The sequence below is a fragment of the Paraburkholderia sp. SIMBA_027 genome, assembly GCF_046535315.1.
GTDB classification, from domain to species: domain Bacteria; phylum Pseudomonadota; class Gammaproteobacteria; order Burkholderiales; family Burkholderiaceae; genus Paraburkholderia; species Paraburkholderia tropica.
The window spans coordinates 452,367-470,213 of record NZ_JAWRWY010000002.1 but is presented as its reverse complement, the minus strand read 5'-3'; the positions used below and the strand labels follow the sequence as shown (position 1 = coordinate 470,213).

Here is a 17,847-nt window from a genome sequence, read left to right as displayed (position 1 = left end):
CGCCAATTCAACGGCACAGACGGCCATAACAAGGACATGCGATGACGAAACATTCCATCCATTCGCTACAGATCGGCATGCACTGGTTTCCGGAGCGTGCGGGCGGCCTCGACCGCATGTATTACTCGCTCGTGGGCGCGCTGCCCGGCGCGGGCGTGAAGGTGCGCGGCGTGGTGGCCGGCTCGCCCAAGGTGGCCGAGGACAGCGGCGGCGCGATCCAGGGCTTCGGCTCGGCCGCGCGCGCGTTGCCGTTCCGTCTGATGGACGCGCGCCGCGCGCTGCGCCGCGAAGTGCGCCGCGAACGCCCGGACGTGATCTCCTCGCACTTCGCGCTCTACACGTTCCCCGGCCTCGACGTCACGCGCGGCATTCCGCAGGTCTCGCATTTTCAGGGACCGTGGGCCGACGAGAGCTTCGTCGAAGGCGCGGCATCGCTGAGCCAGCGCATCAAGCATTCGCTGGAGCAGTCGGTATATGAGCGCTCGTCGCGTCTGATCGTGCTGTCGAAAGCGTTCGGCGACATCCTCACGAAGCGTTACGCGATCTCGCCCGAACGCGTGCGTATCGTGCCGGGCTGCGTGGATACCGCGCATTTCGATCCGGCCTGCTCGCAAGGCGAAGCGCGTTTGCGCCTGCAACTGCCGCAGAATCGCCCGATCGTGCTGGCCGTGCGCCGCCTCGTGCGCCGCATGGGTCTCGAAGATCTGATCGACGCGATCAAGCAGGTGAAGCAGCGTCATCCCGACGTGCTGTTGCTGATCGCAGGCCGTGGCCGTCTGGAGTCGGAGTTGCAGCAGCGTATCGATGCAGCGGGTCTCACCGACAACGTGAAGCTGCTCGGCTTCGTGCCCGACGCGCATCTGCCGTCGCTCTATCGCGCCGCGACGCTGAGCGTGGTGCCGACGGTCGCGCTCGAAGGCTTCGGCCTCATCACCGTCGAATCGCTTTCCGCAGGCACGCCTGTTCTGGTGACGCCGGTCGGCGGTCTGCCCGAAGCGGTGGCAGGACTTTCGCAGGATCTCGTGCTGCCTTCGACGGGCGCGGGCGCGATTGCCGAAGGTATCGACGGCGCGCTGTCCGGCCGCATCAAGATGCCCGACGAGCACGCATGCAAGGCCTACGCGCGCGAGCATTTCGACAATGCGGTGATCGCAAAGCGCGTGGCGGATGTCTACGCCGAGGCGATCGCGGCGGCGCATTGAGCGTCACGCGTATCGAAGGCGGAAAATCGAAGCCGGAAAATGAAACTGCCGCTCGAAAGAGCGGCAGTTTTTTGCAGCGGAAGAAACAAGCGTCGCCTCATCGCGTATCGAGACACACCTGGCGCGCTTCTTCGTACATCCAGCGCAGCGTATCTTCGAGCGGCTTGCGCGCGCTGTCGCCGACAATGCCGCGCAGCTTCGCATTCGAGCCGATCAACTGACGCACTTCGTTGGCGCGCACGAAACGCGGATCGACTTTCACGTCGATGCTGTAGCCCGCGATACGCGAGAGCGCGTCGAGCAATGCGCCGAGCGTGTGGCCCGTGCCCGAGCACACATTGACGGTCGCGCCGCGCGGCGCCGCTTCGATCAGTTTCGCATAGGCGTTCACCACGTCGCGCACATCGGAGAAGTCGCGCGCGACGTGCAGATTGCCGAGCGAAATCGTTTTCTCGCCGCGTGCGTAGTGATCGACGATCTTCGGAATCAGGAAGTCCGCCGACTGACCCACGCCCGTGTAGTTGAACGGCCGCGCGACGATGATCGGCAATTGCGCGTCCCAGCGTTTCGCGACGTACTCCATCGCGAGCTTGCTCACGGCGTAGTCGTTCGCGGGCTGGGGCGCGACGGTTTCGTCGATCACGCCGTTGGTGGCGTTGCCGTAGATGTTCGCGCTGCTCGCGAGCAGCACCGCGCGCGGCACGTGGCGTTGATGCGCGAGCGCGTCGAGCAGGTTGCGCGTGCCCACGACGTTGACCACGTAGGTGCGCGCGACATCGCTGTCGGCCACGTGCGCCACGGCGGCGAGATGCACGACCACGTCCGGCTGCACCGTTTCGACCGCGTGCGCGAGCGCACCGCGGTCGAGCAGATCGGCGGCGAGCGGCGTGACGATGTCGGCGAGCTCCGTGTCGGCGAGCGTTTCGCCGGGGCGCACCGTGCCCCAGACGCGATAGCCGCTCGACGCGAGCCGCGCCGCCATGTAGCGGCCGGTGAAGCCGCCCACGCCGGTGATCAGCGCGCGCGGGGCGCGCGTGTCGTCAGAACGTGTCATGTCGTTCGTTGCGGGTGAGGTCGGCCGTGACCATCATCTGGCAGAGCTGCTCCAGCGACGTCTGCGGCTCCCAGCCGAGCTTGGTGCGCGCCTTGTCCGAGCTGCCGATCAGCAGATCGACTTCGGCGGGGCGATAGAAACGCGGGCTCACGCGCACGAGCGTGCGGCCGTTCGAAATGTCGATGCCGGTTTCGCGTTCGCCGCGGCCCGACCATTCGAGCTGAAAGCCGGCCGCCGCGAAGGCCATCGTCACGAAGTCGCGCACGGTTTCGGTGCGGCCCGTCGCGAGCACATAGGTGTCCGGTTCGTCGGCCTGCAGCATGCGCCACATGCCTTCGACGTATTCGGAGGCGTAGCCCCAGTCGCGCTTGGCGTCGAGATTGCCGAGTTCGAGCACGCTCTGTTTGCCGAGCTTGATCTTCGCGACGGCGTCCGTGATCTTGCGCGTCACGAATTCGCGGCCGCGCAGCGGCGATTCGTGATTGAAGAGAATGCCGCTGGTCGCGAAGATGTCATAGGACTCGCGGTAATTCACGGTCGACCAGTGCGCGAACAGCTTGGCGATGCCATACGGGCTGCGCGGATAGAAGGGCGTATCCTCGCGCTGCGGCACGGCCTGAACCTTGCCGAACATTTCGGACGTCGACGCCTGGTAGTAGCGCGTGCGCGGATTCACCACGCGAATCGCTTCGAGCAGATTGAGCGCGCCGATGCCGGTGACTTCGGCGGTCGTGACCGGCTGATCGAACGACACGCCCACGAAGCTCTGCGCCGCGAGATTGTAGATCTCGCCCGCCTGCGAGCGTTCGAGCAGACGCATGGTCGAGCCCGCATCGGTGAGATCGTGCTCGACGAGTTCGAGCGAAGGATGATCGGTGACGCCGAGTTCGTTCATGCGCCAGAAATTGACCGAACTGGTGCGCCGGTAAGTGCCGACCACCTGATAGCCCTTGTCGAGCAGCAGTTTGGTCAGATACGCGCCGTCCTGGCCGGATACGCCGGTGATGATCGCTTTGCGTCGTTCGTTCATGTGTGTACCTTTGAAGTAGCGAACGTGGAAACGGAAACTGCCTTTCAGGACTGCGAGCTGGACGTGCTCACGCCGCGCACCGTGGCGCTCGCGCCAACCGGCGTCGAGCGGCGCGACGGTCCGCGCGTGAGGCGTTTTTCGAACAGGAACCAGCTGGCGCTTGCGTAGGCGAGCGTGATGGCGAGCGCGATGGCCGCGCTCACCGGGCGGCTGTAGTGGTGCTCCCACACCGCATAGAGAATCGTGAGGTGAATCAGGTAAATCGTGTAGCTGATGGTGCCCACATAGACGAGCACCGGATTGCAGAGCAGACGCTTGACGATGCCCTTCGATTGCAGCGCGACCACGACCGCCGAGGTGCAGAGCACGAGCGACACGCTATAGAGGAGCGCATTCGACAGCGGCGTGTTCATGCCGCGAAAACGCGGGTAATGCAGATGCAGCCACGCGAGCACCGCGAGCGCCGCGAAGAAGAAAATCGCCGCGGGCACCTTGAACGGCTCGAGCGCATTGCGGTCGCGGCGCACCATCACGGCGAGCAGCGAACCGGCGGCGAGCAGGTCCATGCGGAACGGCGTGAGGTAGTAGATCGGCCAGTAGCTGTCGAACCACGGCGTTGCGACGGCGCGCAGCACGGGCACGATCAGCACGAGCGCGACGGCCACCACGGCGAGCAGGCGGCGCGGCAGCAACAGCACCACGAAGGGCCAGAAGATGTAGAACTGCTCTTCGACGGCGAGCGACCAGAGAATGTTGAGACTGTCGTGGCCGCTCTGGCCGAGCGCATCGCCGATATTGGTCGCGAAGAACGCATACCACGGCCAGTAGCGCGCCCAGCCGAGGCCGAACAGCAGCGACGAAACGATCATCAGCAGGATGTACGGCGGCAGGATGCGGCGCACGCGTCGCGCGTAGAAGTAGCTGAAGTACGACTGCCCGCGCGCCTTGCGTTCGAGCAGGATGCCCGTGATCAGAAAGCCGCTCAGCACGAAGAACAGATCCACGCCCATCCATAGCGGCGCCTTGAGCGCGTGCTGTGCGAAAACGGCGAGCACGGCGATGGCGCGCAGGCCGTCGAGCTGGACGATGCGGTGGGCGTGTTGCGGCGGGCTGGCGAGGCTGTTAACGGTCATCGGTTATCCGGTGGGTTCATACGTGCACAGTCCGGATCATTCTAGAAAGAATTAAATGGTCAAAAAGCCGAAATATATCGGTGGCCTGATTTTTAAAATGAAAGCCGATTTAGATCGGTAAATATGAATCGGCGCACGCGGAAGTCGTGATTGCGAAATCGGGAAAATCTTGCTGATCGCCCATGCGGCATGGCTTTGCGCGCGGCGCGGATATTTATTTCGCAAACGCCGCGCAGGTGCCGGTTTCGATTGAATTTTTTTGAATTATTTTCGCTTTTTGTGGGGTGATTTTTCACCGTGAATGTACGGCATGATCCAGCGGAATCGCCGTATTCTGACCGGAGGAATTGCCTTGCCGTTTCCGATTCCCGACCGCCGCATGCGCAGGGCGCTGGCGCTGGCCGCTTTGAGCGCGTTCGTCTGTACCTCGTCGGTGCAGACGCTCGCCGCGCCGCCACTGAACGTCACGACGTCGTGGATCGGCAATACCTTTGGTTATGGCCAGGGGACGTGGACGCAGATCAATATCACCGCGATCGCGGTCACGCCCGACGGCAAGGTCTTCACGAACGCGCCGTGGGATGAAAGCGGCGGCGAGATCAGCGCCTACCAGGACGGCAAATCGCTCGGCTTCGCGGGCGGCACGCATGGTTGGGGCGGGCAGGGCGGCAACGCCGTGGCGCTCAACCACCGCTATCTGTACGCGGCCGTGGGCGTGGGCAACGAGAAGGGGCATCTGGTGGGCGGCGGCGTGTGGCCCGACAAGGGCCGCCAGTGGTTTGGCATCACGCGTCGTCCGCTCGACGAGCCCAAGCGCGCCGCCGCGTTCCAGGCCTCGCCGCAGCCGCTCAATCCGCATGCGCAGCTCGCCAGCGCCTTCCTGAAGATCGCCGATGTGCCCACAGGTCAGCACGCCGATGTAGGCGGCCTCGCGGCCACTGACACGCTGCTTTACGTGAGCAACACGTCGATGAACCGCATCGAGGTCTACGACGCGAACTCGATGCAGCGTAAATCGCAATTCGACGTGCACGAGCCGGGCCGCATTGCACTCGCCGCCGACGGGTCGCTGTGGGTGCTGACCGGCACCGTGAACGACCGCGCGCCGCGCGTCGCGCATTATTCGCCGGACGGCAAACTGATCGGCGACACGCTCGAACTGCCCGCCGATACCCAGGCCGTCGATCTCGCCGTGGACCCCTCGCAACGCATTCTGGTCGCCGACAACGGCCCGCGCCAGCAGATCCTGATCTACGCGCGCAACGGCAAGAGCTACGCCGCAAGCGGCACGCTCGGCGAGCGCGGCGGCATTTTCTCGGGCGTTGCCGGACGCCCCGGCCCGGGTCGCTTCAACGGACTCACGGGCGTGGGCACGGATGCGAAGGGCAACATCTACGTCTCGACCAACGGTATCGGCCCGAAGCACGACACGATCGGCGCGGGTCTCGGCGCGACGCTCGAAAGCTACGCGGCCGACGGCAAGCGCCAGTGGATCGTGGAAGGGCTGCTGTTCGTCGATGGTGCCTGGATGGACCCGGCGCGGCCTAACAGCGTCTACACCGGCAACAAGCGTTTCGAACTCGATCTGTCGAAGCCGCCGGGGCAGGATTCGAAATATGTAGGGTTCCTGTCTAATCGATTCAAGTATCCCGACGACCCGGTATTTCACACGGATCAGTGGCCCGGCCTGCCGACGGCGCGCCAGCTCAACGGCCACACGTTCCTGTATCTCACCGACATGTACGCGGATCACCTGAAGATCTATCGCTTCGATCCGCAACGCGACGGCGAGACCGCGATTCCTTCGGGCTTTATCGCGGGCCGCGAGCGTCCCGTGCTGCACGTGCCGAACGCGCCGCCCGGCGGCGACTGGATCTGGCGCGACGTCAACGGCAACGGCGCATTCGATACCGACGAATACGCGCGCAATCCGGGCCGCGAAAAACTCGGCGGCGGCTGGGGCTGGTGGATCGACACGCGCGGAGACATCTGGCGCGCGCGCGACGAGAAGGGCATCTGGCGCTTCCGTTTCGGCGGCCTCGATGCAAAGGGCAATCCGATCTACTCGTACGACAAGCTCGATAAGTACGCGATTCCCGCGCCGTTCACCGAAGTGCATCGCGCGATCTACGAACCGGAAACGGACACGCTCTACGTGACCGGCTATACCGCCGACGCGCCGCACGATCCGGGCTTCTGGAAAGAAGCGGGCCGCGTGCTGGTGCGCTACGACAAATGGTCGAGCGGTCATCCCGAACAGCGCTACGTGCTGCGCCTGCCGTGGGACCCGAAGGCGAAGCCGCCGGTTACGCCCGCGGGCCTCACTGTGGAAGGGCAATACCTCTTCGTGGTCGAGCCCGCGGGCAACGTCCACGTGTTCGACAAGACGAGCGCGAAGGAGATCGGCAGCTTCGGCCCCGGCGCGGAAGTGGGCAATGCGTCGGGCTGGGTCGACGTGCCCTTCGGCATCACGGCGCATCGCCAGCCCAATGGCGAATACCTGATCTTCGTGGAAGAGGACGCACGCGGCAAGGTGCTCATGTACCGCTGGAAACCGGCTTGAAGCGCGCGTCCGCCGCCTCGCCACGCTACTGGACAATCTATGGATAAAGGCATTCTGCGCAACGTTGCGATCAACCTGTTCGGGCTCATACTGCCGACCTTCGTGTCGCTCGTCACGGTGCCCTCGTACATCAAGATGCTGGGCGTCGAACGCTACGGCGTGATTGCGCTGGTGTGGACGCTGATCGGCTATTTCAGCGTGCTCGATCTGGGCATGAGCATGGCCGCGCAGAACCAGATCTCGAAGGCGTATGCGTCGAAAGACGCCGACGCCTGCGAGCGCGTGTTCTGGAGCGCCTTCTGGCTCAACTTCATTACGGGCGCGATTGGCGGCCTGCTGATCTATTCGGGCGGCGCGTTCTACACCGCGTACTTCACGCACGTGACGCCCGAGCTGCGCCACGAGGTCTATCTCGCGCTGCCGTGGCTCGCGGTGGCGATTCCGATTGCGAACGTTTCGTGGGTGTTCGCGGGCGCGATCAACGGCGCGGAACGCTTCGGCATCTACAACACGAACCAGACGCTCGGGACCTTTCTGTTCCAGCTCTTGCCGCTGGGCGCGGCCTGGGTCATCGCGCCGAATCTGCAGACCGTGCTCGCCGCCGCCGTGATGGCGCGTCTCTTCGCGGGCCTGCTGCTCGGCCGCTCCGCGTTGCGTGTGCTCGGCATTCGCCGCGTGCTCGGTCCGCGTCTGGACACGTCGAAGGCGCTGTTCAATTTCGGCGGCTGGATGCTGGTCGCGAGCATCACGACGATGGTCGCCGATTCGCTCGACCGCATGATGCTCGGCGCGGGGCTCGGCGCGCGTTTCGTCACGTATTACACGGTGCCGCAGAACCTCGTCACGCGTTTGAACATGGTGCCGAACGCACTGGTGCGCACGCTGTTTCCGCGTCTTTCCGCCTTGCGCCGCGAACACGCCGACGAGATCGCCGCGCAGTCGCTGCAATTTCTCAACGCGATTTTCACGCCCGTTGCGATTGGCGCGATCGTCGTGCTCGAACCCTTCCTGCGCGTGTGGGTGGGGCCGGTCATCGCCGGACATGGCGCGCCCGTGGGCCGTTTCCTGATCGTCGCCGTGTGGCTGATCGGGCAGGCGGGCGTCACGCGCATCCTGATCCAGTCGCAGAACAACCCGGCGGTGGCCGCGCGCGTCGGTCTGATCGAACTGCCGCTGTTTGCGGGGCTGCTGTGGCTCGGCATCGACCGTTTCGGTCTGCCCGGCGCGGCGGCGGCCGTGCTGTTCCGCTCGCTGTTCGATTACGTCGTGCTGCTGTGGCTGTCACGCATTCATAGCCGCGCGATCGTCGTCGATATGTTTGCACACCTGAGTTTTCTCGCCGCCGCGCTCGGAATCGCGTGGTGGGTGCCGGACGCGCTCGTCGCGATCGGCGCGGGCGTGGTGCTGGCGCTGGCCAACTGCGCGTGGTCGGTGATCACGACGCCGTTGCTGCGCGGCTACGTCCGTTCCCTCTTGTTTCGTCTCAACTCCCGGAAAAGCGCATGAGTCATGAACTGATCGACGAAGCGGCGTCGTCCGAACGCGCCGCCGCGCCTGTCCAACGGCGCGACGCTTCTTCTTCCTCGCGCGGCGAATCGCGCACGGTCACCGAGTTGCGGCCCGCGCACGAAGGACGTGCCGCGCGCCGCCACCCGCGCGTGGCCATCGTGCACGACTGGCTCGTCACCTATGCGGGCGCCGAGCGCGTGCTCGAACAGATCATCGACTGTTTCCCCGACGCGGATCTGTTTTCCGTGGTCGATTTCGTCGAGGACAAGGATCGCGGCTTCCTGCGCGGCAAGCGCGCGACGACGTCGTTTGTGCAGCGTCTGCCGAAAGCGCGCACGAAGTATCGCGCCTATCTGCCGTTCATGCCGCTCGCGATCGAGCAACTCGACGTCTCCGATTACGACGTGGTGATTTCGAGCTCGCACGCGGTCGCCAAGGGCGTGCTGACCGGGCCGGACCAGTTTCACATCAGCTACGTGCATTCGCCGATTCGTTATGCGTGGGATTTGCAGCATCAGTATCTGCAGGAATCGAAGCTCACGCGCGGACCGAAGTCGATGCTTGCACGGCTGATTCTTCACTACATCCGCAATTGGGATGTGCGCACGGCGAATTCCGTCGACCAGTTCGTGGCCAATTCGGAATTCATCGCGAGGCGCATTCACAAGGTGTATCAGCGTGAAGCGGAGGTGGTGTATCCGCCCGTCGATGTCGATGCGTTCGAGCTGGAAACGAAGAAGGAAGATTTTTATCTGACCGCTTCGCGACTCGTGCCGTACAAGAAGATCGATCTGATCGTCGAGGCGTTTGCTCGGATGCCGGACAAGAAACTCGTCGTGATCGGCGATGGTCCGGATATGCAGAAGGTCCGCGCGAAAGCGGGACCGAATGTGGAAGTGATGGGGTATCAGCCGTTCGCGGTGCTGCACGATCGCATGCGCCGCGCGAAGGCGTTCGTGTTCGCGGCGGAAGAAGACTTCGGCATTTCGGTGGTGGAAGCGCAGGCGTGCGGTACGCCGGTCATCGCGTATGGCAAGGGCGGCGCGCTCGAAACCGTGCGCGATACCGGCTCGCATCCGACTGGCTTGTTCTTCGACGAGCAGCGTGCGGAAGCGATCATCGCGGCGGTGGCGTCGTTCGAGCGCGACCCCGGACGATTCCGCGCCGAGGCGTGCCGTGCGAACGCGGAGCAGTTTTCGGCGCAGCATTTCCGCGAACAGTTTTTCGCGCGCGTGGCGCGGGCCGTGCCCGCGATCGCCGAAGCGGGACTGGCGCGCGCGCCCGTTGCGCCGCCGCCCGATACGCGTGGCGATGCGGCCGCAAGCAACGCACCGCGCGTGTTGGCGATCGATCAGAGCGGCGTGCTGGGCGGCGCTGAATTGTCCTTGCTCGAAGTGGTGAAGGGCCTGCGTTCGCGCATCGACGTGCTGCTGTTCAACGACGGGCCGTTCCGCGAAGCGCTCGACGCCGCGGGCGCGCGCGTCGACGTGCTCGATTCGGGCGCGTTGCAAAACGTGCGGCGCGACGGCGGCGCTGCGCCGAAGCTGGGCGTGCTGGCCGGCATCGCTTCGCTGGTGCGCGAAACGCGCCGCCGCGCGCGCGAAGCTGACGTGCTCTATGCCAACACGCAGCGCGCGATGGTGATCGGCGTGCTGGCGGGCAAACTCGCCCGCAAGCCGGTCGTCTGGCATCTGCGCGATATCGTCAGCGATGAGCATTTCGGGCGCGTGCAGCGCACGGTCATCAAGGGCTGCGCGAAGCTCGGCCTCGCGCATGTGATCGCGAATTCGCATGCGTCGGCGCAGGTGTTCGCCGATCTCACGCGCTTCGACGCGCGTCGTATCGACGTCGTGCATAACGGTGTCGACGAATCGCCGTTCCGCGCGCTCGCGCGGGTGCCGCAAGCGCAGTTGCGCGCGCAGATCGGCTTGCCGCAGGACGCGTTTCTGGTCGGTGCGTTCAGCCGTCTCGCGCGCTGGAAAGGCCAGCATGTGCTGCTCGAAGCGTTGTTGCTCGAACCGCGCGCGCATGCCGTGTTCGTCGGCGCGCCGCTGTTTGGCGAAGATGCCTACGCGCAGGAACTGCATGACTTCGTGAAGGCGAACGGTCTGGAATCGCGCGTGCATTTCCTCGGTTTCCGCCACGATATCGCGGCCTGCATGCGCGCGATGGATGTGATCGCGCATACGTCGATCACGGCCGAGCCGTTCGGACGCGTGGTGGTTGAAGGCATGTTCGCGCAGCGGCCCGTGGTGGCGTCGCGCGACGGCGGTGTGACCGAGATCGTCACGCACGGCAAGAGCGGGCTGCTCTGCACGCCGGGCGACGCGCGCGAACTCGCAACGACGCTGGGCGCGCTCTACGACGACGAAAATCTGCGCGAGCGGCTCGCACAGGACGGCCTGGCAGTGGCGCGCGAGCGCTTCGGCAAGGAACAGTATGTGGAGGCTGTTGAGCGCGTACTGGACGGCGTGGCGGCCCGCGCGCGTTAAGCAGACGCAGCGGACATAGCCGGCGCATCGACCGGAAGACGGCACGCAGATTCAGGGAGGACGCTTCGGCCTGCACAGGTGGGAGCAGCAAAAGAAAGGGGCCGCCTATGCGGCCCCTTGCTTCATGGCGAGATGTGAAGCGCTTGAATCACACCGCGCGCTTGCGCAGCCGCGCCGCCACATTGAGCGCGGGGCGTTCGAAGAGTCGATAAAACACCCACGCGACCGGCAGCACCGCGAGCGTGAAGCCGAACGACGGCCAGATCGACGTTTGCAGTTCCGAGCGGAACAGCAGCGAGCCGAGCAGCACGAACAGCGGCAGGTGTATCAGATACAGCGAATAGCTGAATTCGCCGAGCTTCGAAAACAGCGGCAGCAGCACGCCGCCGCTCGCCAGCGGGCGCGCGAGCGCCTTGACGAGATAGCAGGCGAACGCGCAGGCCCAGAGCTGGAACGCGCCGTACTGGCCGAAGTGGAACGCGGCGCAGCCCGCGACCGCGAACACGGCGGCGGCGGGCCAGGCGAAGCGAAAACCCTCCGAGCCGCGCAAACGCGCTTCGGCGATCCACGCGCCGAGCATCCACGAGAACCAGTAGGACGTGAAGAACACGATGTCGTGCGGCGCGAGCGTGAGCGCCGAAATCACGTTGATGGCGGCGACCGCGGCGAGCACCGCATTGAAGCCGAAGCGGCGGCGCGCGGCGAACAGCAACGGGTAGAGCAGATAGAACTGCACTTCGAGCGAGAGCGTCCAGAGCGCGCCATTCGAGCCGTAGGTCTTGCCCGCCACGCCTTGCAGCGAGAACAGATTGACGAGAAAGGCCTGCGGGCCGATGTCGAGAATCTTGTGGCTCACGGGCGTCATCGTCAGGCTGATCGAATCGGCGACGAAGGTGAGCGCGAGCGCCGCGAGCAGCACCGGATAGATCCGCACGAAACGGCGCAGCCAGAATTGCTTCGCATCGAGCTGGAAGCCGGGATTCGCGAGCAGGCGCGCGGCGCCGCTGCGGTGAATGCAATAGCCGCTGATGACGAAGAAGATCGGCACGCCCGCCGATCCCCACGCCACCGGCAGCGTGAGCCACGCGGCGATCGTGCCGGGGCTCGCGAGGCTCGCGTGGGTCTGGTGGAATGCGCCCATGCCGATCCAGGTGACCTGGCGGCAGTGGAAATAGGCCACGAGCAGGGCTGCGAAGCCGCGCAGTGCGTCGATCAGATGATCGCCGGCGACGACGCTGGCAGCGGGCCGCGCGGCGGCGGGCATGGCGGATGCTGGCGGCAGAACGGTTTCGAGTGCGGGATCGCTCATCGTATGCACAGGGAGTCCAGGGTACTTCGCGATCTTAGGCGGCCTGCGCGACGAAATTATGCAAAAGTTTTTCGAAAAGTATTCCTGGCGTATTCCTGGAAATTGGGAGAAATGAGGGAAGCGGACGGTGAATTAATGCCGGTTGCGTCGAAATCAGGAAATAAAACCTTGTAACCTTAAAGCGATTTATTTGCGCAATTTGAAATGCTAGCGTGAAGGGGATCGCCTATGGTCGCTGGAGATTTCGATGAACCTGCATTTACTGGCCGGCATTGCCGTGCTGTTGATACTCGTCGCGGTGTCGGCGTATCGGGAGGCGCTGCGCAATGAGCCTATCCGGCGCTCGCGCACGCAATCGGCACGATTGCCGCCCGCCGACGAAGCGGAGTAAACTGCGCGGGCATCGTTGTGCCATTCGTGCCATTTCGTGTCATTGCGCCACGCTTCGCGCAGTCGCTCTGGCACAGCGCCACTCGCCGATAAGCCGATCCGGAAATTCATGCCGGTTATTCGCATCGCATGGTAATAATTTCCGCTAAGCCGCTGTAAATCGGCGATAAGTCGGCAGCATTGAGTCCGTGTCAGATTTAATTCGGATTTTTGTCTTTTTATTTTTCCGCAAAAAAGACGGGCCGATATCTTTCAATATAAAAAAGTTGCTGTGACAGAACACTCGGGGATGCCGGCTTGCCTTGCTGCGAGACCGTTACTCAAACGATCGAACTGGGAATGGACATCATGCTGAAAGTTACCAAAGCGGTATTTCCTGTTGCGGGCCTCGGTACGCGCTTCTTGCCTGCCACCAAGGCCAGCCCGAAGGAAATGCTGCCGATCGTCGACAAGCCGCTCATTCAATATGCGGTGGAAGAGGCGATCGCTGCGGGAATCACCGAAATGATTTTCGTGACCGGGCGCAGCAAGCGCGCGATCGAAGATCATTTCGACAAATCGTACGAGATCGAAGCTGAACTCGAAGCCCGCAACAAACAAAAGCTGCTCGACCTTGTTCGCAGCATCAAACCCAGTAACGTGGACTGCTTTTACGTGCGTCAGGCCGAAGCGCTCGGTCTCGGCCACGCGGTGCTGTGCGCCGAAAAGCTCGTGGGTGGCAGCCCGTTCGCGGTGATTCTCGCCGACGACCTGCTGTACAGCCCCACGCCGGTGATGAAGCAGCTCGTCAACACCTTCAACCACTATCACAGCTCGGTGGTCGGCGTGGAAGCCATTCCGCGCGAGCACACCGCGCAATATGGCGTGGTCGACGGCCGCGAGTGGGAAGAGGACGTGTTCAAGCTCTCGGGCATCGTCGAAAAGCCGGCGCCGGAAGTCGCGCCGTCGAATCTCGGCGTGGTGGGCCGCTACGTGCTGATGCCGACGATCTTCGATCACCTGCGTGCGCTCAAGCCGGGCGCGGGCGGCGAACTGCAACTCACCGACGGTCTGCAATCGCTGCTGACCGAGGAGCAGGTGCTCGCGTACCGCTATATGGGCACGCGTTTCGATTGCGGCAGCAAGCTCGGTTATCTGAAGGCCACGGTGGAATTCGCGCTGCGTCACCCGGAGGTGAAGGACGAATTCGAGGCCTATTTGCAGAACCATCTGCCGCAAGCGCTGGCTGCGGCGGCGTAATCCGGCAATCGGTTCAGGAAACGCATGGCGCGTGTGGCGCGCCGTGCGTTTTCACGCTGGACTCGCCCATTCAGGCGCGCGCCTGCCAGAACGCGCGCTGCACACGCATCACGTCGTCCTCCACATCGGCTACGGGGCCGATCAGTTCGACGGGCTTCTGGCAGTGATCGAACACATAGCGCGACGCGACGCTCATCGTCGGATTCTCGGCGTGATTGCCGGTCGCCTCCAGCAAACGCGCTTCGGTCATGCCGAACACCACGCGGCCGATATTGGCCCAGTAGGCCGTGCCCGCGCACATGCAGCACGGTTCGACCGATGTGTAGAGCGTGCACGCCCATAAATACTCGGCGCTGAAATTCATCGCGGCAATGCGCGCGAGCACAGATTCCGCGTGATTCACGGTGTCGACGTTGCCTTGCTCGATCAGCACGGTTTCGTGATCGGGGCCGACGAGGATCGCGCCGAACGGATGGTGGCCGAACGACGCGGCCCGTTCGCCCACGGCCGCCGAACGCCGCAGGTGGCGCACGATCTGTTCGTGCGTCGGCGCGGTGCGTGGCGGCGCAGTGGACGATTGATGGGTCGGGTTCATCGCTGCGTGTCTCCGTCTTGATTGCAGAAAAGGCCTGATTTTCAGGCCTTTTCTGCATTTTATAAATTGCGCGCTTACTTCGGCACCGTGCCGTCCACGCCTTCCACGAACCAGTTCAGGCGCAGCAGATCGGTATCCGACAGCGCCTTGCCCGCGGCCACGCGAATCGCGCCCGACTGGTCCTTGATCGGACCGGCGAACGGATCGAATTTACCCGCGACGATCGCATCGCGCTTCTCGGCCAGCGCCTTTTGCGCGGTCGGCGAAACGGCCTGCGTGTTGATATCGGCGAGATCGATGGCCTTTTCCTTGAGGCCCCACCAGACCGGCGCGTTGGTCCACGTACCCGACATCACCTGCTGGATCAGATGCGAGTAATAGACGCCCCAGTAGCTCACGCACGCGCCGAGCTGGGCGTTCGGGCCGAACTTCTTCATGTCCGAATCCCAGCCGAATGCGTGCACTTTCTTCTGCTCGGCGGTTTGCATCGTTGCCGTGGAGTCGGTGTTCTGGATCAGCACGTCGGCGCCCTGGCCGATCAGCGTTTCGGCGGCCTGCTTTTCCTTGCCCGGATCGAACCAGCTATTGATCCAGATAACCTTGGTGCGAACCTTCGGGTTCACCGAACGCGCGCCCATCGTGAAGGCGTCGATATTGCGCACGACTTCGGGCACCGGCACCGAGCCGACGAAACCGAGCGTGTTGGACTTCGTCGTGTAGCCCGCCACCACGCCCGCGAGGTACGCGCTCTGATACGTGCGTACGTCATAGGTCGCGAAGTTCGGCGCTTTCTTGTAGCCCGTCGCGTGCATGAACACGGTGTCGGGATAGTCCTTCGCCACTTTGAGTTCGAAGTCCTGGAAGCCGAAACTCGAGCCGACGATGATCTTGTTGCCTTTCGCGGCGAGGTCGCGGAACACGCGCTCGGAGTCGGCCGATTCGGGCACGTCTTCGACGCGCGTCACCTTGATCTTGTCGCCGTACTGCGCTTCGACGGCTTTCACGCCCTGTTCGTGCGCGTAGGTCCAGCCTGCATCGCCGGGGTTGCCGAGGTAGACGAAGGCCACGCCCATCGGCGCGGTGGCGGCGTGTCCGATGCCGCTCGTGAGGGCGGCGAACAGGGCGGCAAGGAGCGGTGCGCAAACGCGGCGCGCGCGGGGCAGGCGGACTTTCATGAATTCTCCGGTGAAGGGCAAGTCGTGTTTGCACCATGTTCGCGAGCCAAATATAAGGGAAATATTTGTGTCCCTTATTGCGGGTATAACGGAATGGATATGAAAGGCCGGGGGCGGCAAAGTGGAGACCGGGCGCGTGGGCATGCCGAATGCGCTCGCCGAGCGGCCTGGCTCAGCGTGGCTTCGTGCGTGCGGTTGACGTCGATTCGCAAAGATTCGCCCGCGCGTCGGATGACGCCCGGCGAGTGCATGCCCGTCGAATACGTGCGTATTCATGCGCGATGAATGAAGGCGCGCGCCGCGCCGCTGTTGCGCGGAACCCGATCACCCGGCCATGGGTCTTTCATAGCGTGGAGAGACGCACGACCGAGATTCACGACGAAAACAGGAGAGCCGTTCATGACCCGTCATCCCGTGGCAGGCAGCGATCATCCGGCGCCGACCGGCGCGCAATGCGTCGGCGCTTGCGATCCCGCGGAGCATTTCGACATCGTCCTCATCTTGCGGCGCCAGGCGCAGGCCGCGTTCACCGAACTGGTCGACAAGATCGCTTCGGGCGCGGCGGGCGCGCAGCCCGTTTCGCGCGCGGACTACGAGAAGCGCTTCGGCGCGTCGCAGGCCGATATTCAAAGCGTCGAGACCTTCGCGAAGGCGCATGGCCTGAGTGTCGTCAGCGCCGACGCGGGCGCGCGGCGGGTGGTGCTCTCGGGCACCGTGCAGCAATACAACGCGGCGTTCGGCGTCGATTTGCAGCGCTTCGAGCATCAGGTCGGCACGCTCAAGCAGCACTATCGCCAACCGAACGGCCCGGTGCATCTGCCCGACGACATGCACGAGATCGTCACCGCCGTGGTCGGGCTCGACAATCGCGCGAAGGTGCGGCCGCACTTTCGCATCGATTCGACGCAAGGCGGCCAGAACGATAACCCGATCCACGCGCCCATCCGCGCCGCGCGCGCCGTGAATCGCTCGTTCACGCCGCTCGAACTCGCGAGCCTCTACGATTTCCCCGCCGGCGACGGCAAAGGCCAGTGCATCGCGCTGATCGAAATGGGCGGCGGCTACACGGAGTCCGACCTTAAGGCCTATTTCAGCGCGCTCGGCGTGGCCATGCCGAAGGTGGAAGCGGTGTCCGTCGATCAGGCGAAGAACGCGCCGACCGGCGACGCGAACGGCCCGGACGGCGAAGTGACGCTCGACGTCGAGATCGTGGGCGCGCTCGCGCCGGCCGCGCTGATCGCGGTGTACTTCGCGCCCAACAGCGAAGCCGGTTTCGTCGACGCGGTGAGCGCGGCGCTGCACGACAGCCAGCGCAAGCCCTCGGTCATTTCGATCAGCTGGGGCGCGCCCGAATCGGCGTGGTCGCAGCAGACGCTCAGCGCGCTGAACGACGCGCTGCAAACCGCCGTCGCGCTGGGCGTGACGGTGTGCGCGGCATCGGGCGACAGCGGCTCGTCGGATGGCCTGACCGACGGCGCCGATCACGTCGATTTCCCGGCGTCGAGCCCGTACGCGCTCGGCTGCGGCGGCACGCACGTCACGGCCGCAAACGGCCAGATCACGCGCGAGTCCGTCTGGGGCAGCGCCGCCGCGCAGGGCGACGGCGCGACCGGCGGCGGCGTCAGCGCCACCTTCGCGCTGCCCGCTTGGCAGAAGGGTTTGCGCGTCGTGCGCAGCAGCGGCGGCGCGGGCGCGCTGGTGCGGCGCGGCGTGCCCGACGTGGCCGGCGACGCCGATCCGGCCAGCGGTTATGCCGTGCACATCGGCGGCGCGGATACGGTGGTGGGCGGCACGAGCGCGGTCGCGCCGCTGTGGGCCGCGCTGATCGCGCGCATCAACGCGACCAACGGCAAGGCGGCGGGTTTCGTCAATGCGAAGCTCTACGCGCAGCCCGGCGCGTTCAACGACATCACGAGCGGCAACAACGGCGATTACACCGCCGGGCCGGGCTGGGACGCCTGCACGGGACTCGGCACGCCGGTGGGCGGCAAGGTGGCGGCGGCGCTCGGCTCGGCGTAGCATCGAGTGCCTGCGCGCTCCGCCCGGTTCGGCTCGATGCGGGGCGTACACAAAAGTTTTCCTGGTTTCCGAAGCGAAACCGCGTGCCATCCGCGCCGTGTCGATCGTGACGCGGCGCCCCGGCACGCGGTGCGTCA

At 64.6% G+C, this 17,847-nt stretch carries 13 protein-coding genes; 7 read left to right on the top strand and 6 right to left on the bottom strand.

Annotated features, from left to right (window positions below):
* The first annotated feature begins 41 nt into the window (after positions 1-41).
* Complete coding sequence (locus SB764_RS05025; protein ID WP_065065375.1) at positions 42-1,202, top strand: glycosyltransferase family 4 protein; 1,161 nt, start codon at positions 42-44, stop codon at positions 1,200-1,202.
* Between the two features lie 97 nt (positions 1,203-1,299).
* On the opposite strand, the gene SB764_RS05020 is transcribed toward SB764_RS05025, so the two are convergent.
* The 3 genes from SB764_RS05020 to SB764_RS05010 are packed head-to-tail and all read right to left on the bottom strand — an operon-like array spanning position 1,300 to position 4,419.
* Positions 1,300-2,256, bottom strand: a complete 957-nt coding sequence (locus tag SB764_RS05020; protein WP_065065374.1) for a GDP-mannose 4,6-dehydratase — start codon at positions 2,254-2,256, stop codon at positions 1,300-1,302.
* Complete coding sequence (gene gmd, locus SB764_RS05015; protein WP_065065373.1) at positions 2,243-3,286, bottom strand: GDP-mannose 4,6-dehydratase; 1,044 nt, start codon at positions 3,284-3,286, stop codon at positions 2,243-2,245. The genes SB764_RS05020 and gmd overlap by 14 nt, the downstream gene beginning before the upstream one ends.
* A gap of 44 nt (positions 3,287-3,330) precedes the next feature.
* A complete protein-coding gene (locus SB764_RS05010) occupies positions 3,331-4,419 on the bottom strand; it encodes an acyltransferase family protein (protein ID WP_110326866.1) in 1,089 nt (362 codons plus the stop codon).
* A gap of 379 nt (positions 4,420-4,798) precedes the next feature.
* Between SB764_RS05010 and SB764_RS05005 the strand changes: the two genes are divergently transcribed.
* From SB764_RS05005 to SB764_RS04995, 3 genes are read left to right on the top strand one after another with little or no spacing between them, the layout of a single operon-like run.
* Entirely contained in the window at positions 4,799-6,982 is a 2,184-nt protein-coding gene (locus tag SB764_RS05005; protein ID WP_410862888.1) for a hypothetical protein, read from the top strand.
* Between the two features lie 39 nt (positions 6,983-7,021).
* A complete protein-coding gene (locus tag SB764_RS05000) occupies positions 7,022-8,488 on the top strand; it encodes a flippase (protein WP_065065371.1) in 1,467 nt (488 codons plus the stop codon).
* The gene (locus tag SB764_RS04995) at positions 8,485-10,983 is read left to right on the top strand and encodes a glycosyltransferase family 4 protein (RefSeq protein WP_410862822.1); all 2,499 of its coding nucleotides are present in this window, start codon (positions 8,485-8,487) and stop codon (positions 10,981-10,983) included. Before SB764_RS05000 ends, SB764_RS04995 begins: the two co-directional genes overlap by 4 nt.
* A 148-nt stretch (positions 10,984-11,131) precedes the next feature.
* Here the strand turns inward: SB764_RS04995 and SB764_RS04990 are convergent, their stop codons facing one another.
* Entirely contained in the window at positions 11,132-12,292 is a 1,161-nt protein-coding gene (locus tag SB764_RS04990) for an acyltransferase family protein (RefSeq protein WP_410862820.1), read from the bottom strand.
* A gap of 247 nt (positions 12,293-12,539) precedes the next feature.
* On the opposite strand from SB764_RS04990, the gene SB764_RS04985 reads away from it, so the two are divergent.
* Entirely contained in the window at positions 12,540-12,683 is a 144-nt protein-coding gene (locus tag SB764_RS04985; RefSeq protein WP_167371401.1) for a hypothetical protein, read from the top strand.
* A gap of 347 nt (positions 12,684-13,030) precedes the next feature.
* On the top strand, positions 13,031-13,921 hold the full coding sequence (gene galU, locus SB764_RS04980; protein WP_065065473.1) for a UTP--glucose-1-phosphate uridylyltransferase GalU: 891 nt from the start codon (positions 13,031-13,033) through the stop codon (positions 13,919-13,921).
* A 70-nt stretch (positions 13,922-13,991) separates the two neighbouring features.
* Here galU and SB764_RS04975 read toward each other — a convergent pair whose 3' ends face one another.
* Both SB764_RS04975 and SB764_RS04970 read right to left on the bottom strand, forming a co-directional pair.
* A complete protein-coding gene (locus tag SB764_RS04975) occupies positions 13,992-14,516 on the bottom strand; it encodes a nucleoside deaminase (RefSeq protein WP_110326872.1) in 525 nt (174 codons plus the stop codon).
* A 74-nt stretch (positions 14,517-14,590) separates the two neighbouring features.
* Positions 14,591-15,691 (bottom strand): BMP family ABC transporter substrate-binding protein, encoded by a 1,101-nt coding sequence (locus tag SB764_RS04970; protein WP_080180213.1) that lies wholly within the window; start codon positions 15,689-15,691, stop codon positions 14,591-14,593.
* A gap of 399 nt (positions 15,692-16,090) precedes the next feature.
* Here SB764_RS04970 and SB764_RS04965 point away from each other — a divergent pair, with 399 nt between their 5' ends.
* Complete coding sequence (locus tag SB764_RS04965) at positions 16,091-17,710, top strand: protease pro-enzyme activation domain-containing protein (protein ID WP_176080214.1); 1,620 nt, start codon at positions 16,091-16,093, stop codon at positions 17,708-17,710.
* Positions 17,711-17,847: the final 137 nt, after the last annotated feature.

Coding starts and splice junctions, on each gene's coding strand:
- SB764_RS05025 (WP_065065375.1), top strand. CDS start 42: ATGACGAAACATTCCATCCATTCGCTACAGATCGGCATGCACTGGTTT.
- SB764_RS05020 (WP_065065374.1), bottom strand. CDS start 2,256: ATGACACGTTCTGACGACACGCGCGCCCCGCGCGCGCTGATCACCGGC.
- gmd (WP_065065373.1), bottom strand. CDS start 3,286: ATGAACGAACGACGCAAAGCGATCATCACCGGCGTATCCGGCCAGGAC.
- SB764_RS05010 (WP_110326866.1), bottom strand. CDS start 4,419: ATGACCGTTAACAGCCTCGCCAGCCCGCCGCAACACGCCCACCGCATC.
- SB764_RS05005 (WP_410862888.1), top strand. CDS start 4,799: ATGCGCAGGGCGCTGGCGCTGGCCGCTTTGAGCGCGTTCGTCTGTACC.
- SB764_RS05000 (WP_065065371.1), top strand. CDS start 7,022: ATGGATAAAGGCATTCTGCGCAACGTTGCGATCAACCTGTTCGGGCTC.
- SB764_RS04995 (WP_410862822.1), top strand. CDS start 8,485: ATGAGTCATGAACTGATCGACGAAGCGGCGTCGTCCGAACGCGCCGCC.
- SB764_RS04990 (WP_410862820.1), bottom strand. CDS start 12,292: ATGAGCGATCCCGCACTCGAAACCGTTCTGCCGCCAGCATCCGCCATG.
- SB764_RS04985 (WP_167371401.1), top strand. CDS start 12,540: ATGAACCTGCATTTACTGGCCGGCATTGCCGTGCTGTTGATACTCGTC.
- galU (WP_065065473.1), top strand. CDS start 13,031: ATGCTGAAAGTTACCAAAGCGGTATTTCCTGTTGCGGGCCTCGGTACG.
- SB764_RS04975 (WP_110326872.1), bottom strand. CDS start 14,516: ATGAACCCGACCCATCAATCGTCCACTGCGCCGCCACGCACCGCGCCG.
- SB764_RS04970 (WP_080180213.1), bottom strand. CDS start 15,691: ATGAAAGTCCGCCTGCCCCGCGCGCGCCGCGTTTGCGCACCGCTCCTT.
- SB764_RS04965 (WP_176080214.1), top strand. CDS start 16,091: ATGACCCGTCATCCCGTGGCAGGCAGCGATCATCCGGCGCCGACCGGC.